Here is a 16,195-nt window from a genome sequence, read left to right on the forward strand (position 1 = left end):
TGCAGCGGAAGGGGGACGACTCCAGCAGGAGAAGCGTGACAGGTGAGACCCCGCAGAAGCGTAGCTTCGAGGAGGCTCACCGCACGCCCTGCGGAAAGCGTTCCCCCTGCAGCGGAAATCAACAGCCACCTTTAACAGAACCAACACAATAAGAGGAGGAATGATCATGAAATTTGTACAGACGAATGAAGCACCACAGGCAATTGGCCCATACTCACAAGGGATGGTCGTAAATAATATGTTCTACAGCTCAGGGCAGATCCCGCTGACACCTGAAGGTACGCTTGTTGATGGCAGTATTGAAGAGCAGACGCACCAGGTATTTAAAAACCTGCAGGCTGTTCTTGCAGAAGCAGGAGCTTCTCTTTCAACTGTTGTAAAAGTAATGGTCTTTCTTGATGATTTGAGCGACTTTGATGCAGTTAATGCGATTTATGCAGAGTACTTCGGTGATCATCGTCCGGCACGTTCATGTGTGGAAGTGTCAAAGCTGCCAAAAAGTGCAGGTCTTGAAATCGAAGTCATCGCGCTGGTTAAATAAACCTTAACTATCAGGCTTTTCCCGCAGGTTAACAACCTGTCTGGAAAAAGCCTTTTCTTTTTGGAAAAAAATATGACTATTTTCATGTTTCAGGTAGGGATATCGGCCTTCCATATAGAAATAAGAGGGAGGCTTGTACTAAGGGGGGAAAGGTGGTGGAAATCAGTGGAAGTAACAGATGTGAGACTTAGACGCGTGAGCTCGGATGGCAGGATGCGTGCGATCGCTTCCATCACGCTCAATGGTGTATTTGTTGTACATGACATCCGGGTGATTGATGGAAATAATGGATTATTTGTAGCGATGCCGAGTAAACGTACACCTGATGGGGAATTCCGGGATATCGCTCATCCGATAAATGCTGAGATGAGAGATATTATTCAGCGTTCAGTACTGGCTGAGTACGATCGGGATTCAACGATTGCTTATGAAGAAGCGGGTGCTTAATGCCCTGTATATGAATAATGGAATCCGGATGCGTAGCAGCATCCGGGTTTTCTTTTACAGAATTGTAACCGTTAACAGATTCTTCTGAAATTACCGCTTTCCTTGAAATGAATGAGTTTTTGTAATATATTCAAAGTGGAAAAATGTTGACTGGAGGACCGGTAATGTCGAATCGATATGCGGTAATTTTAGCTGCGGGTCAGGGTACCCGTATGAAATCCAAATTATATAAAGTACTTCATCCTGTTTGTGGAAAGCCAATGGTTGAACACGTGTTAGAGCAGGTGAAAGAAGCTGATATGCAAGAAGTCATTACCGTTGTTGGTCATGGTGCTGAACTTGTTCAGTCCAAGCTTGAGGGTCGTTCGGAATTTGTTCTTCAGGCTGAACAGCTGGGAACTGCCCATGCTGTTATGCAGGCGAAAGACCGTTTACAGAATAAAGATGGAATCACGTTGGTTGTATGCGGTGATACACCACTTATTACTGCTGAAACAATGTCTTCGCTGATTCAGCATCATGAGGAACAACAGGCGAAAGCAACGATCCTGACAGCACATGAAGAGAACCCTGCCGGCTATGGCCGGATTATTCGCGGAGAAGACGGACTTGTGACGAAAATCGTTGAGCACAAGGACGCGAATGAGACAGAGCTTGCTGTCCAGGAAGTAAATACAGGAACCTACTGCTTTGATAATCAGGCACTCTTTGAAACACTTGAAAAAGTAGACAATGATAACGTCCAGGGTGAGTATTATCTTCCTGATGTCATTGAAATTCTCAAAAATGCAGGCGAGGCCATTGCGGCTTACCAGACGCCTTCATCTGATGAAGCACTTGGTGTGAATGACCGTGTGGCGCTATCAAAAGCGGAAAGCCTGATGCGTAAGCGTATTAACGAGCAGCAGATGCGTAACGGTGTCACCCTGATTGATCCTGCTTCCACTTATATCAGCGTAGATGCTGTGATCGGAAGCGATACAGTCGTGTATCCGGGTACTGTCATTGAAGGTCAGACTGTCATTGGTGAAGAATGTACAATCGGACCGAACAGTGAGATCAAAGACAGCAAAATCGCGGATCGCACAGTGATTAAACAGTCAGTCGTACATGATAGCGAGATCGGTTCAGATGTAAATATCGGACCGTTTGCACACATTCGTCCTCAGTCTGCAATTGAAGATGAAGTGAAGATCGGTAACTTTGTAGAGATTAAGAAAACACAGTTCGGCAAGGGAAGTAAGGCATCTCATTTGAGCTATATCGGTGATGCTGAAGTCGGTTCAGGTGTAAATCTTGGCTGCGGATCGATCACTGTGAATTACGATGGTCAGAAGAAGCATCTGACAAAGATTGAAGACGATGCTTTTGTAGGCTGTAATTCTAACCTTATTGCTCCTGTCACGGTTGGAAAAGGTGCTTATATTGCTGCCGGATCTACGATTAATAAGGATGTCCCGGCTGCGGCGCTGTCTATCGCCCGTGCCCGACAGGAAAATAAAGAAGGCTACGCACAAAGAATTAACACTAAAAAATAATTGGAGGCTGTCATGTCTACTGAATATGCCAATTCTAAATTAAAAATCTTTTCATTGAATTCAAACCATAAGTTAGCTGAGGATATCGCTGAGTCAATCGGAACGAAGCTTGGAAAATGTTCAGTTACACGTTTTAGCGACGGAGAAATTCAAATTAATATTGAAGAAAGTATCCGTGGCTGTGATGTATTTGTCGTACAGTCTACTTCAAGCCCGGTGAATGAAAACCTGATGGAACTGTTAATTATGGTTGATGCGCTGAAACGTGCTTCTGCTAAAACAATTAACATTGTAATGCCTTATTACGGTTACGCACGTCAGGACCGTAAAGCGCGTGCACGTGAACCGATCACTGCAAAATTGATTGCCAACCTGCTTGAAACAGCAGGTGCTACACGTGTCATCACACTTGACCTTCATGCACCGCAGATCCAGGGCTTCTTTGATATCCTGATTGACCACCTGCGCGGCGTGCCGATCATCGCTGAATACTTTATGCAGAAGAATTTCAATCCTGATGAGCTTGTCATCGTTTCACCGGATCACGGTGGGGTAACACGTACGCGTAAACTCGCTGAATATCTGAAAGCGCCAATCGCAATCATTGATAAGCGCCGTCCGAAGCCTAACGTATCAGAAGTCATGAACATCGTTGGTAACGTTGAAGGTAAGACATGTATTCTGATTGACGATATTATTGATACAGCGGGAACAATCACACTTGCTGCCAATGCACTTATGGACGTTGGCGCAAAAGAGGTATACGCAAGCTGTACGCACCCTGTCCTGTCAGGTCCGGCAATGGAGCGTATTAACGACTCTGCCATCAAAGAATTGGTTGTAACAAACTCAATTGCACTGTCTGAAGAAAAACAGGGCGGTAAAATTGTAGAACTTTCAGTAGCAGGACTTCTTGGCGAAGCCATTATCCGCGTTTACGAACAACAGTCTGTGAGTATGCTGTTTGACTAATAGAAAAACGTAAACAGACGTCCAAAACAGGGCGTCTGTTGTTTTTAAATCGTCACAAAAAGTACGCTGAAGTCTTATTTGACACGGATTTCCATCAAAAAATCTCAATATTTAAGGGTTTAATTGCACATATGCAGGGTAATGTAGTGTATGGACAGCTAAAAAAATTAAAAATTGAAATTAACTTTGGAAGGTGATTAGACATGAGTTCAGTACTAAAAGCAACGAAAAGAGAAGGATTTAAACATTCAGATTTAACAGCACTTCGCAACGCAGGTAAACTGCCTGCTGTCGTGTATGGTTATAAAGTTGAAAACACATCAATCTCAGTAGATGAAATTGATCTTGTTAAAACAATCCGTGAAGTAGGCCGTAACGGTATCATTCAACTTGATATCGAAGGTAACAAGCAAAATGTAGTATTAAGTGACTACCAGAGCGACTTCCTTAAAGATGAAATCATCCACGCAGATTTCCTTGCAGTCAACATGTCTGAGGAACTAACTGTAGACGTGACAGTAAATGTTGTGGGTGAAGCAGCTGGAGCGAGAGAAGGCGGCGTAGTACAGACAGTCCTTCACGAGCTTTCAATCTCTGCAAAGCCTAATGACATTCCGGAATCATTCGAAGTGGATGTAACGGATCTGAATATTGGTGAGTCATTCAGTGTGGAAGATCTGCGCAGCAAGTATGACGTAACGATCAACCATGAAGATGACGAAACAATCGTTTCAGTTCTTGCACCTCGTACAGAAGAGGAAATCGAAGAGCTTGAAGAAGAAGTAGGCGCAGGTGAAGCCGGTTCTGGTGATGCTGAAAGCACAGAAGAAACAGAAGGCGATGCTGAAACAGCTGAAGAAAACGCATAAAACTCCGTTGAGATCAGCCACTGCTGTCTGAATGACAACAGCCTGTTTCAACAGAGCACAGATAAGCGCAACCTTTCTTATGGAGGTTGCGCTTCTTATCGTTTAAAATAGTATTTATATTAAACGTTTGGCACGGCTGTTGATTGGAGCTTTAGCCGAAATCGCCAATCAGAGTTAACAGAAACAACAAAGAAAAATGTTTGAACGTATACAGAGGTGTAAATAATGAAACTAATGATTGGTCTCGGAAACCCCGGGAAACCTTATGATAAAACAAAACACAATATCGGCTTTGAAGTCATTGATGAACTCGCAGAACGCTGGAATGCACCTTTAATGCAGACAAAATTTAAAGGTATCTTCAGCAAGGCAGTCGTGAACGGAGAAAAAGTGATCCTGTTAAAACCGCTCACTTATATGAACCTGTCAGGTGAAAGCATTCGGCCGCTCATGGATTACTTTCAGATCGACATTGAAGATATTGTCGTTATTTATGACGATCTTGATCTTCCAATGGGGAAAATGCGTCTGCGTCAAAAAGGCAGCGCGGGTGGTCATAATGGGATTAAAAGCACGATTGCCCATCTTGGTACGCAGGAGTTCAATCGAATCCGCATTGGTATCGATCGTCCGCCGCACGGAATGAAAGTGCCGGACTATGTGCTGAGCCGCTTTTCTAAAGAGGAATGGACAGAAATGGGGCAGGTGGTAGCGAAAAGTGCTGATGCATGCGAACGCTTTTTGGAGAAGCCTTTTTTAGAAGTCATGAATGAATTTAATGGAGCTTAAGTGAATAACCCGCGCGCTTCCTGCTTATACTAGATTATCAGGCAGGACGTGAAGGGAGATGACACAATTGGCTGTTCATTATCATTGCCGTCACTGCAGAAGTGAAATCGGCACAATTGACTCGCCGCTGATGGATGCAGAGCGGCTTGGGCTGCACACCCTTTCAGCAGAGGAGCGTCGAAACATGATATCCTATACAGAAGGACATGTTCACATCCAGACAATCTGTGAGGATTGCCAGGAATCCCTTGAGAGGAATCCGGATTTTCATGAACTGGATCAATTCATACAGTAAAAGCTTTGGATCAGTATCCAAGGCATTTTTCTGTTTACATCCGGGAGGAGAACAACTTGAAAACGTTAGTAAACGGTTTAATAAAGGACCAGCAGATCAGGTCTGTTATAGAAGATTTGGATCTTGAACGCGGGGAACAGCTGTTATCCGGGCTTTCAGGATCTGCAAGAAGCACATTTATGGCAGCTGTCTATGAGCAGCATAAGCGTCCGCTGATGATCGTGACGCCTAATTTGCTGAGCGCGCAAAAGCTGTATGATGACCTCGCCCAGTCTGTGGATGAAGAGGCACTTTATATGTATCCGGCCAATGAACTGATCGCAGCAGAGATGAGTATCGCAAGCCCTGAGCTGCTGGCGCAGCGTCTTGAGGCAATGAATCATCTCGCGGTCAGTGGACGGGGTGTCTATATCGTACCGATGGCGGGTCTTAGAAAGATTGTACCGCCTAAAGATCAGTGGGTGAATCACCAATTCACTTTATCGGTTGGACATGACATTGATGTGGACCAGACATTGTCTGCTTTAATAAAAATGGGCTATCAGCGCGCGGATATGGTGAGCAGTCCGGGCGAATTCAGCATGCGCGGAGGTATTCTCGATATTTATCCGCTGACATCTGATCCAGTCAGAGTTGAGCTGTTTGATACCGAAGTTGATTCAATCCGGACATTCTCAGCAGAGGATCAGCGGTCAATTGAAACACTTCAGGAAGTCGCGATCGGACCGGCCAGCGAAATGATTATGGAAGCACCGACGCTTGAAAAGATTGCTGGTGAGCTGAGAGCGCGTCTGAAGGACAGCCTGAAAAGAGTAAAGCGAAAAGCTGTGAAAGAAACGATGGCAGAGCAGACTGAATACGATATTCACCTGCTTGAAAACGGCCGTAAACCTGACCAGCTATTTAAATATCAGTCTCTCGCTTATTCAAAAGCTGCAAGTCTCATTGATTATCTACCTGAAGACGGCATGGTGATGTTTGATGAGATCAGCCGGATATTTGAAATGGATGAGACGCTTGAAAATGAAGAAGCTGACTGGACTGTCTCGCTTCTTGAAGAAGGGAAGATGCTGCACGATATTCAGGTATCGCACAAGCTTTCAGAGCTGATGGCTGAGAAGCGTCAGAAGGTTTATTTTTCCTTGTTTACAAGAAAGATTGCACATATGAATCCGAAGAAGGTTCATTCATTCTCGTGTAAGCCGATGCAGAGCTTCCACGGTCAGATGCATCTGCTAAAGGCAGAGATTGATAGATGGAAGAAAGGCAGATTCACAGTTGTGATGCTTGCGCCGGACGGACAGCGGATTGACAAGTTCGAACGGGTGCTCGCTGACTACGAGATCGACGCTGTAATTGTTAAAGAAGGCGATCCGCTGATTCCGAATGCTGTGCAGATTGTGAGCGGTTCTCTTCAGTCAGGCTTTGAGCTGCCGATGAACAAGCTTGCGGTGATGACAGAAGAGGAGCTGTTCCGCCAGAAGACACGGAAGAAAAAACGCCGTCAGAAGCTTTCGAATGCTGAACGGATTAAGAGTTATTCTGAACTGAAGGTCGGGGATTTTGTCGTTCACGTTAATCACGGGATCGGAAAATACCTCGGTATTGAAACACTTGAAATTAACGGTCTTCATAAAGACTATTTAAATATTCACTATAAAGGCAATGATCAGCTGTATGTGCCTGTGGACCAGATTGATCTGGTGCAGAAATATGTCGGCTCAGAAGGCAAAGAACCGAAGCTTTATAAGCTTGGTGGAACTGAATGGAAGCGCGTAAAGTCCAAGGTTCAGTCAACCGTTGCTGATATCGCTGATGATCTAATAAAGCTTTATTCTGAACGGGAGACGTCAAAGGGATATGCGTTTACAGAAGATACGTCTGAGCAGCGTGACTTTGAAGCAGCTTTTCCTTATTCAGAAACAGAGGATCAGCTGCGTTCGATTGAAGAAATTAAAAAAGATATGCAGCGTGATCGCCCGATGGATCGTCTTTTATGCGGTGATGTGGGATACGGGAAAACAGAAGTTGCGATCCGTGCTGCTTTTAAAGCGGTGATGGATGGCAAGCAGGTAGCCATTCTTGTACCAACCACGATCCTGGCCCAGCAGCATTATGAAACGATGATTGAACGGATGCAGGACTTCCCTGTGAATGTCGGACTGATGAGCCGCTTCAGAACGAAAAAGCAGCAGGAAGAGACAATGAAAGGACTCGCTTCAGGGTCTGTCGATATTGTCGTCGGTACACACCGTCTGCTGTCCAAGCAGATCAAGTACCGTGATATCGGTCTGTTAATCATTGATGAAGAACAGCGCTTTGGGGTAACGCACAAAGAAAAAATTAAGCAGCTGAAAACAAATATTGATGTCCTGACACTGACAGCGACCCCTATCCCTCGTACGCTGCATATGTCGATGCTTGGCGTGAGAGATCTTTCTGTGATTGAAACGCCGCCTGAAAACCGGTTCCCGGTTCAGACGTATGTAATGGAATATAACGGTGCGCTGATCAGAGAAGCGATTGAACGGGAAATGGCACGGAATGGCCAGGTTTATTTCCTTTATAACCGGGTTGAGGATATTACAAAAAAAGCAGATGAAATTGCTTCGCTTGTACCGGATGCGCGCGTGGCAGTTGCTCACGGCCAGATGACTGAAACCGAGCTTGAATCTGTTATTTTTCAGTTCCTTGAAGGGGAATATGACGTCCTGGTGACGACGACTATTATCGAAACAGGCGTCGATATTCCGAATGTTAACACGCTGATTGTATTTGATGCTGACAGAATGGGCTTATCACAGCTTTATCAGCTGAGAGGACGTGTCGGCCGTTCTAACCGTGTCGCGTATGCCTATTTCACTTACAGAAAAGATAAAGTGCTGACAGAAGTGGCTGAACAGCGGCTTCAATCCATTAAAGAATTCACAGAGCTCGGTTCAGGATTTAAAATCGCGATGCGTGATTTGAGTATCCGGGGGGCCGGAAATCTTCTTGGTGCCCAGCAGCACGGCTTTATCGATTCTGTCGGATTCGACCTTTACTCACAGATGTTGAAGGATGCGATTGAAGAGCGTAAAGACCTTCTTCCAGGAAAGCAGCAGGATGAGAGCCGTGAAAAGCAGCAGGCAGTGGAGATTGACCTCGATATTAAGCAGGATGCGTATATTCCTGAAAGCTATATTCCCGATGGTCATCAGAAGATCGAGATGTATAAGAAATTCCGCGGTCTGAAAACGATCGATGAAGTACTTGAGCTCAAAGACGAAATGATCGACCGTTTCGGCGATTATCCGGATGAAGTGCATAACCTTTTTCAGGTCGCTGAAATTAAAGCGTACGGTTATGAAGTCGGACTCGAGACAATTCATCAGACAAAAGATGAGGTTAAAATCGAGCTGAGTGAAGACGGTACTCAAAAAATAGACGGTGCTAAAGCGTTCGATATTACCAATGAATATAAGCGTAGCGTAGGGCTTGGTTTTGAGAATAACAGGCTCCGGATCACATTCAAAATCAAGGGTCAGAAGCCTGAGTCATGGTTTACTATGATTCACCGGGTGCTGTCACGTCTGCCTGAGACGCTTAAAGAATCCGCTTAAGGACACCTTTCTTACAAGGCGATGTTAAAGCCCGATATCGTTTTAGCACAGCTGTTGATTGGAGCGGAAGGGGGACGACTCCAGCAGGAGAAGCGTGACAGGTGAGACCCCGCAGAAGCGTAGCTTCGAGGAGGGCCGATTGAACCGGAGCCAAAAGACGGCTCATGCGGAAAGCGTTCCCCTGCAGCGGAAATCAACAGCCACTTTAACAGAGCTTTTTACAAAAACTTTTAACAAATCGTATAAATCTCAGGATTTGCCGGATACTATCGTTAAAAGCAGCTGTAAAAGAAGGAGAGAGTCCGATGAAAGCTACTGGTATTGTGAGACGGATTGATGACCTGGGGCGAGTTGTGATCCCGAAGGAAATCAGGAGAACATTAAGGATCCGTGAGGGAGATCCGCTTGAGATCTTTGTGGACAGAGACGGGGAAATCATCCTGAAAAAATATTCACCGATTCACGAGCTTGGCAACTTTGCAAAAGAGTATGCTGAATCACTGTATGATAGTCTTCATCATGCTGTGCTGATCTGTGACAGAGACCATTTTATCGCGGTCGCAGGCGCATCTAAAAAAGAATTTCTGAATCGCAGAATCAGTTCCCATACTGAAGAGATGATGGATGCAAGGAAAACGATGATGAAAGAAGAGTCGTTTTCAACAGAGCTTGTCGAGCATAATGAAGAGGATCTCGCTTCACTGGCTGCCTCCCCAATTATTGCCTCAGGTGACCCGATTGGCGCAGTACTTGTATTCTCTAAAGACCATGCACTGACTGAAGTTGACTTGAAAGTCTGTGAAACAGCAGCCCGCTTTTTAGGGCGGCAGATGGAAACATGACCATATCCGGTACGCCGGATATGGTTTTTTACATATAACTGCAGGCTGCGGCCTGAAAAGACATTCTTTTCACCCTTTGGTATAATAGATAATCAGTGAACGTGATCGAAGTGAAAGAGAGGGCAGCTGAATGTCGCATGCTTCTCAGTCAATGATGAAAGGCGCAGCGATTTTAACATTTGCTGCGCTATTTTCAAAAGTATTAAGTGCACTCTACAGGGTGCCATTTCAAAACCTTACAGGTGATACAGGTTTTTATATTTATCAGCAGGTCTATCCTTTTTATGGGCTGTTTATTGCGCTGTGTACATATGCCTTCCCTGTTATGATCTCAAGTATCTTAATTGAGCGGGAGCATGAACGTAAAAGAGTATTAAAACTGATGACGCTGTTTTTGACCGGAATCGGATTTTTGCTGTTTCTCATCCTTTATACAGGAGCGGGTCTGATCGCAGATTTTATGGGAGATCCGGAATTACAGCCGCTTATTGCCCTTTCAGCATGGCCATTTTTGTTGCTGCCGCTGTTATCAGCAGGTAAGGGGTGGTTTCAGTCGCAAAGCAATATGATCCCGTCAGCGGCCGCCCAGGCGGTTGAACAGACGGTCAGAGTCATTGTTATCCTTGCTGCTGCATTCATCCTGACAGGCAGCGGAGCTTCACTTTATACAGTCGGAGAAGGTGCGGTAGCCGGTTCAATTGCCGGCGTTACAGCAGGTATTGTTGTATTACTCTTTTTTGCTCGCAGACAATTCTCGGGGGACAAACAGCCTCTGAAGCTGCAAAAAGGGGATCTGTCTCTGCTGAAAATATTACTGGTCAGGGGAACAGCGGTTGCAATGGTCAGTATGCTGCTTGTGCTGTATCAGCTTGTTGATGCATTAAATTTGTATTCGCTGCTGACAGGATACGCCGGGGATGCCGGTGAAGCGAAAAGTTTAAAAGGCATCTACGACAGAGGACAGCCGATCATTCAGATGGGCGTTGTAGCCGCTACTTCTCTCTCGCTGGCGATTGTCCCGGTGATCGCTGCTGATTATGAGAGAGGCAGGCATGATCAGGTAAGACGTAAAGCATCCCTGGCATTGAAAATGGGACTCGTATTTGGTGCAGCGGCCTGTGCGGGACTGATCAGTATTATGAGTCCGCTGAACACATTTTTATTTCAAAATAATGATGGCAACGCTGTTTTATCCATACTCACACTCTCTGTCTTACTCACATCAGTGATTGTAACGGTAAATGCTGTCTTACAGGGAACGGGCAGTTATCATACGGCAGCGTGGGTGGCGGCGTTCAGTATATTAGTAAAGTATGGTTTGAATATGGTTCTGGTTCCACACATGGGAACCGGCGGCGCAGCAATTGCGACTGTTTTATCATTAGCAGCAGTTGCAGCTGCACTGATCGTAAAGTTCTACCTGAAAGTCGGCTTGCGGCTTGGGAAGCCTTTTTATATCAGGCTTTCATCAGGGCTTGCCGTCATGGCGGCGGGTGTGACAGCTTTACTTATGATCTGGACACCTGAGACGCGGTTATCGGCGGGACTTGCTTCTGTAACCGCATCAATTGCCGGCGCTTACTTATTTTTTATCAGCAGCTGGTCCACCAGCTTATTTACAAATGACGAGCTTGGTCAGATTCCGCTTGGCCGGAAAATTGACCGTTTATTTGGCAGAAGGATAGAGAAAGGGGCAGATTAATTTGAAACAGATTACAGTGATCGGTCTTGGTGCAGGAGACCTTAATCAGCTGCCGCTTGGCATATATAAAAGGCTGACAGCAGCCAAAAAACTGTTTGTACGTACTGCAGAACATCCCGTGCTGACTGAACTGTCAGCAGAAGGTGTCGTCTATGAGTCTTTTGATGAGATCTATGAAGCGCATGACCAGTTTGAAGCGGTCTATCAGCACATTACTGACAAGCTTGTGCAGTTAGCGGCAGAAGAGCCAGTTTTATACGCTGTTCCCGGTCATCCGCTCGTAGCGGAGCAGACAGTACAAAATCTTCTTGCGCTTCACAAAGAAGGAGAGATCAGTGTCACAATTGAAGGCGGACAGAGCTTTTTGGACCCGCTTTTTACAGCAGCCGGCTTTGATCCTGTAGACGGCTTTCAGCTGCTTGACGGCACGGCGCTCGAGAGTGAATCCATTAAGCCTGAACAGCACGTCATCATCGGACAGGTATACGACGGCATGACAGCTTCTGACGTCAAGCTCGAACTGATGAATAAATATCCCGATGAGCATCTTGTAAAAGTGATCACAGCAGCCGGTTCCAAGGCAGAAGAGATCCGCACAGTGAAGCTGTATGAACTCGATCACGGCATGACGCTCTCAAACCTGACGAGTGTTTATGTACCGCCGCTTGAACATGAAAAAGACTTCTACGGGGAATTTTCAAAGCTGAGAGAAATCATTTCGATCCTGCGAAGCCCTGTAGGCTGCCCGTGGGACCGTGAGCAGACACATGAATCACTCAAGCGTTATCTGATCGAGGAAACATATGAGTTCCTTGAAGCCGTGGACCGCAGAGATATAGATGACATGATCGATGAGCTTGGAGATGTCCTGCTGCAGGTTATGCTGCATGCGCAAATTGGTGAAGATGACGGCTATTTTGATATCAGAGATGTTATTCAGAGCGTCTCATCTAAAATGGTCCGCCGGCACCCGCATGTATTTGCAGATGCCAAAGCAGATACAGCAGATGACGTGAATGACCGCTGGCAGAAAATCAAAGAAGAGGAAAATGGCGGTGCACCGTCAAGGTTACTTGATAAAGCAGGAACCGGACTGCCGGCACTGATCCAGGCTTATGAGATTCAAAAGAAAGCGGCAAAGGCAGGATTTGACTGGGACGATCATGCTGACGCCTGGGATAAATTCGAAGAAGAATGGCAGGAGTTTCAGGAGGAAGTGGCCAATGGCAATAAAGAAGCCAGCCTTCAGGAGTTTGGCGACGTTCTGTTTGCACTGGTAAATGTATCAAGATTCCATGGTATTTTCCCAGAAGAAGCACTGGTCATGGCAAATCAGAAATTTATCAGCCGTTTTCAATTTGTCGAAGACAGGGTAAATGAATCAGGAAAGCCTTTTGGCGCATTCAGCCTTGGTGAGCTGGATGAATTCTGGAAACAGGCAAAACAACACGGATTATAAAGGAGCAGATCATATGCGTTTGGATAAATTCTTAAAAGTATCGCGTCTCATTAAGCGGAGAACCCTTGCAAAGGAAGTCGCAGACCAGGGACGCATTCAGATCAATGGCAATACGGCCAAAGCAAGTGCGACAGTGAAAGAAGGCGATGAGCTGGTGATCCGTTTTGGCCAGCGTATTGTCACACTGTCAGTCGACCGCCTGATGGAAACGACTAAAAAAGAAGAAGCGGGCACGATGTATACGATTAAAAAAGAAGAAAGAGTCAACGAATAAATCACCTTCACCGGCATAAAATGAATTAAGGTTTTTCAATTCATTGCGGGGTGAAGACATGCCAGTTGAGCAAAAACGCCATCACGAAGTCCGTATGACGGGAAGAGAAGATATGTCAGTCACTGGTGTGAAACAGCTTGAGCGCTTTGATCAGGATGAATTTCTGATTGAAACCGTCGAAGGTGAGCTTTCTGTGAAGGGGAGCGGCCTGAAGCTTGTGAATCTGGATCTTGATAAAGGGGTGGTGTCATTAAAAGGGAAAGTAGACCACGTCCTTTATCTCGACAGCGTCAGTAAAGAAGCTTCAAAAGGTCTGCTGGGTAAACTGTTTAAATGATCGTGGAAGAACAGTTTCGCATTTTTCTTTCAATGATGGCTGCCGGTTTTTTTACCGGTTTTTGTGTCACGTGTCATGAACGCTTTATCATAAAAGGAAAAATGGGCATATGGCGCTTCTTCCCAGATCTGATTTTCTGGCTTGGACAAGCGCTGATGATTTTTTTAATTCTCTTTATGTTAAATGGGGCTGAACTGCGCTTTTATATGATCGTATCGCTCCTGATTGGCTTTACGCTTTTCTGGAAACTGGCAAGGACTCTCACGCTCAGTATATTGAATTGGCTGGCGTGGCTGACTGTTAAAACCATCACAATTTTACTGCTGCCTTTTAAATGGATGTGGCTGCTGTTACTGCTGATCTTAAGCGGTATATGGCGCCTGCTATCACTGTTGGGTAGGCCTTTTCACCCGATTTCACTGTTTCTTCAAAAAAAAGCGTCAATTCTTGCGAAAAAGATAAAAATATGGCTTAATCTGTTATATAATAAGATAAATAACAGGTATGATCACTAATTGACGCGAAGGAGGTAAGCAGCTATATATGGAAAAGCCGCGCAGGAACGTGACGTCCCTTGACAATCAGTATACAGCAGAGCGGGAAAGAAACGAATCTAACCGCCAGTCCCACAAAAAGAGACTCGCCAGACGCCTGACTGCCTTTTTTATCATGGCGGCTACAGTAAGTGGCGTGCTGATCTCATCAATGGTGACGCAGGCCAGTGTACTCGAGGACAAACAAAACGAAAAAGCACAACTTGAAGAAAAAATTGTCGAACTTGGAAAACAGGAAGATCATTTAAGAAATGAAATTATTAAGCTGAATGATGATGAATACATAGCCAAGCTTGCAAGAAGAGATTATTTCCTCTCTGAAAGCGGAGAGATCATCTTCACTATCCCGGAAGACCAGCCTGCAGCGAGAAAAGAGCAGAATGATCCGACAGAATAATGCGTAGTAAAGTAAGGTCATTTCATCAAAGCAAAAAAATAAAAACAGCAGATTGAGTGTCACGATGTTGACACTCTTTTTTCTGTTTGGCTATAATGGGAAGTAAGGTCTATTTTTTATTTATTCTAAGGAGGATCATTTTTTTTATGTCAATCGAAGTAGGCAGCAAAGTAAAGGGTAAAGTGACTGGGATCACTAATTTCGGGGCGTTTGTTGAATTGCCGGGCGGTTCAACAGGGCTGGTACACATCAGTGAAGTTGCGGATAATTATGTTAAGGACATCAATGACCATCTGACAGTTGGGGACGAAGTCGAAGTAAAAGTCCTGAACGTAGAGAGTGATGGCAAAATCGGCTTATCAATCCGTAAAGCAAAAGATCAGCCACAGCAAAGTCAAAGCCGCCCTCGGCCGAATCGTGGGAACGATCAGCGCGGTGGAGGCCGTGGAGGAAACTCGAGTGCACCGCCACGCGCAGAGAATTTCGAACAAAAGATGGCTCGTTTCCTAAAGGATAGTGAAGACCGTCTGACTTCTCTTAAGCGCCACACAGAATCAAAACGCGGTGGACGCGGAGCGAAAAAAGGTTAATAGCTGCCGAAAGTCATTATAAAAAGGCATCAATTACAGTGATCATACGATAGATATACAACCGGTGTGCAGATATGCATGCCGGTTTTTTTATATACCCGGATGTAAAATAGAGGAATAAAGATACCAGTGTCGAAGTGGATATGAGTGAACAACCTGAGGAGGTAAATAAAATGACAATTGATGAATGGCTTGATGAACATAATCAGCAGTATTTTTCATGGCTTGAAGGGTTAAGAGGAATGGATCGCGCAGCATTCTTTCAGCCGGTTTCAGAGGGGAAATGGTCTCCTGCAGCGATTGTGATGCATATGGCTGCCTGGGATCATTACACGCTTGATAAGAGAATCCCACACATTAGTGAAGGCGTGAAGCTCGAAAAGAATCCTGACTTTCAGAAATTCAATGAGCAGGCATGGAAAAAGGCTGATAGCGGCCTGAGTCAAAGTGATATTATTGACGAAGCCAGAAATGAACGGGAACTTTTAATGGAGACTGTCCGTACAATGGATAAGGACAAGCTGAATGCAGGATTTTCAATCGGGGATGAATCATTGACTTTAAAAGGGTATATCACAGATTTCGCGTGGCATGATCAACATCATATGAAACAGATTAACTGACAAAGGAGGGTGCAGAGTATGGATATTGTTGGGCTGGTAGCAGTTGTAATGGTGTTTTCGGTCCCTTTGACAGCGATTATGACGACACATTTTCGCAAACAGACGCAGTCAAAGCATCAGATCATCGACAAACAGCTTGAGCTTGAGAAGCTGAAGCATGAGAATTACATGCTCGAGACGGAAAAGCTGCGACTTGAGCTGGATTTGCGTCAGGGGATTAAGATGGAAGATGATTATAAGCGGCTGAGTTAGATAGTGAAGACAGTACGGGGATGGACTCCGTGCTGTTTTTTGGTTTTACCGGGGGGTGGCATGGTGTGCAACGGGTGAGTGAAATTTGCCTGGAAGGCTGAGTGTGGTCCAA

Annotated in this window: 18 protein-coding genes; all 18 read left to right on the forward strand. The window is 45.2% G+C overall.

Annotated elements, in window-relative coordinates; all coding sequences use genetic code 11:
- Positions 1-166: 166 nt before the first annotated feature.
- The 18 genes from KP77_RS00265 (at position 167) to KP77_RS00350 (ending at position 16,083) form a co-directional block, all read left to right on the forward strand.
- Complete coding sequence (locus KP77_RS00265; RefSeq protein ID WP_041120773.1) at positions 167-541, forward strand: RidA family protein; 375 nt, start codon at positions 167-169, stop codon at positions 539-541.
- A gap of 165 nt (positions 542-706) precedes the next feature.
- Positions 707-988: a septation regulator SpoVG gene (gene spoVG / locus KP77_RS00270; RefSeq protein ID WP_041120774.1), complete on the forward strand. Its 282-nt coding sequence runs from the start codon at positions 707-709 to the stop codon at positions 986-988.
- A 164-nt stretch (positions 989-1,152) separates the two neighbouring features.
- Positions 1,153-2,526 (forward strand): bifunctional UDP-N-acetylglucosamine diphosphorylase/glucosamine-1-phosphate N-acetyltransferase GlmU, encoded by a 1,374-nt coding sequence (glmU, locus tag KP77_RS00275; RefSeq protein ID WP_041120775.1) that lies wholly within the window; start codon positions 1,153-1,155, stop codon positions 2,524-2,526.
- Positions 2,527-2,538: 12 nt separating this feature from the next.
- The gene (locus tag KP77_RS00280; protein ID WP_041120776.1) at positions 2,539-3,498 is read left to right on the forward strand and encodes a ribose-phosphate diphosphokinase; all 960 of its coding nucleotides are present in this window, start codon (positions 2,539-2,541) and stop codon (positions 3,496-3,498) included.
- A 203-nt stretch (positions 3,499-3,701) separates the two neighbouring features.
- Positions 3,702-4,367 carry a 50S ribosomal protein L25/general stress protein Ctc gene (locus tag KP77_RS00285; protein WP_041120777.1) on the forward strand — a complete coding sequence of 222 codons (666 nt, stop codon included), beginning with the start codon at positions 3,702-3,704 and terminating at the stop codon, positions 4,365-4,367.
- A 225-nt stretch (positions 4,368-4,592) separates the two neighbouring features.
- A complete protein-coding gene (pth, locus tag KP77_RS00290; RefSeq protein WP_041120778.1) occupies positions 4,593-5,156 on the forward strand; it encodes an aminoacyl-tRNA hydrolase in 564 nt (187 codons plus the stop codon).
- A 67-nt stretch (positions 5,157-5,223) separates the two neighbouring features.
- Positions 5,224-5,451, forward strand: coding sequence for an anti-sigma-F factor Fin family protein (locus KP77_RS00295; RefSeq protein WP_041120779.1), 228 nt, complete (start codon positions 5,224-5,226; stop codon positions 5,449-5,451).
- A gap of 56 nt (positions 5,452-5,507) precedes the next feature.
- Positions 5,508-9,053, forward strand: coding sequence for a transcription-repair coupling factor (gene mfd, locus KP77_RS00300; protein WP_041120780.1), 3,546 nt, complete (start codon positions 5,508-5,510; stop codon positions 9,051-9,053).
- A gap of 305 nt (positions 9,054-9,358) precedes the next feature.
- Positions 9,359-9,895 (forward strand): stage V sporulation protein T, encoded by a 537-nt coding sequence (gene spoVT / locus KP77_RS00305; RefSeq protein WP_041120781.1) that lies wholly within the window; start codon positions 9,359-9,361, stop codon positions 9,893-9,895.
- Between the two features lie 130 nt (positions 9,896-10,025).
- A complete protein-coding gene (locus KP77_RS00310) occupies positions 10,026-11,597 on the forward strand; it encodes a putative polysaccharide biosynthesis protein (RefSeq protein WP_041120782.1) in 1,572 nt (523 codons plus the stop codon).
- A gap of 1 nt (position 11,598) precedes the next feature.
- Positions 11,599-13,056: a bifunctional methyltransferase/pyrophosphohydrolase YabN gene (gene yabN, locus KP77_RS00315; protein ID WP_041120783.1), complete on the forward strand. Its 1,458-nt coding sequence runs from the start codon at positions 11,599-11,601 to the stop codon at positions 13,054-13,056.
- Positions 13,057-13,069: 13 nt separating this feature from the next.
- Positions 13,070-13,330 (forward strand): RNA-binding S4 domain-containing protein, encoded by a 261-nt coding sequence (locus KP77_RS00320; RefSeq protein WP_041120784.1) that lies wholly within the window; start codon positions 13,070-13,072, stop codon positions 13,328-13,330.
- Between the two features lie 58 nt (positions 13,331-13,388).
- Entirely contained in the window at positions 13,389-13,667 is a 279-nt protein-coding gene (gene yabP / locus KP77_RS00325; protein ID WP_041120785.1) for a sporulation protein YabP, read from the forward strand.
- Positions 13,664-14,182 carry a spore cortex biosynthesis protein YabQ gene (gene yabQ, locus KP77_RS00330; protein ID WP_041120786.1) on the forward strand — a complete coding sequence of 173 codons (519 nt, stop codon included), beginning with the start codon at positions 13,664-13,666 and terminating at the stop codon, positions 14,180-14,182. Before yabP ends, yabQ begins: the two co-directional genes overlap by 4 nt.
- A gap of 28 nt (positions 14,183-14,210) precedes the next feature.
- The gene (locus tag KP77_RS00335) at positions 14,211-14,618 is read left to right on the forward strand and encodes an FtsB family cell division protein (RefSeq protein WP_041120787.1); all 408 of its coding nucleotides are present in this window, start codon (positions 14,211-14,213) and stop codon (positions 14,616-14,618) included.
- Positions 14,619-14,764: 146 nt separating this feature from the next.
- On the forward strand, positions 14,765-15,208 hold the full coding sequence (locus tag KP77_RS00340) for a S1 domain-containing RNA-binding protein (RefSeq protein ID WP_041120788.1): 444 nt from the start codon (positions 14,765-14,767) through the stop codon (positions 15,206-15,208).
- Between the two features lie 173 nt (positions 15,209-15,381).
- Entirely contained in the window at positions 15,382-15,831 is a 450-nt protein-coding gene (locus tag KP77_RS00345; protein ID WP_052473887.1) for a DinB family protein, read from the forward strand.
- An 18-nt stretch (positions 15,832-15,849) separates the two neighbouring features.
- Entirely contained in the window at positions 15,850-16,083 is a 234-nt protein-coding gene (locus KP77_RS00350) for a hypothetical protein (protein ID WP_041120789.1), read from the forward strand.
- The last annotated feature ends 112 nt before the right edge of the window (positions 16,084-16,195 follow it).

Origin of the sequence: Jeotgalibacillus alimentarius, from assembly GCF_000829445.1 — a bacterium.
Classification (GTDB): domain Bacteria; phylum Bacillota; class Bacilli; order Bacillales; family Jeotgalibacillaceae; genus Jeotgalibacillus; species Jeotgalibacillus alimentarius.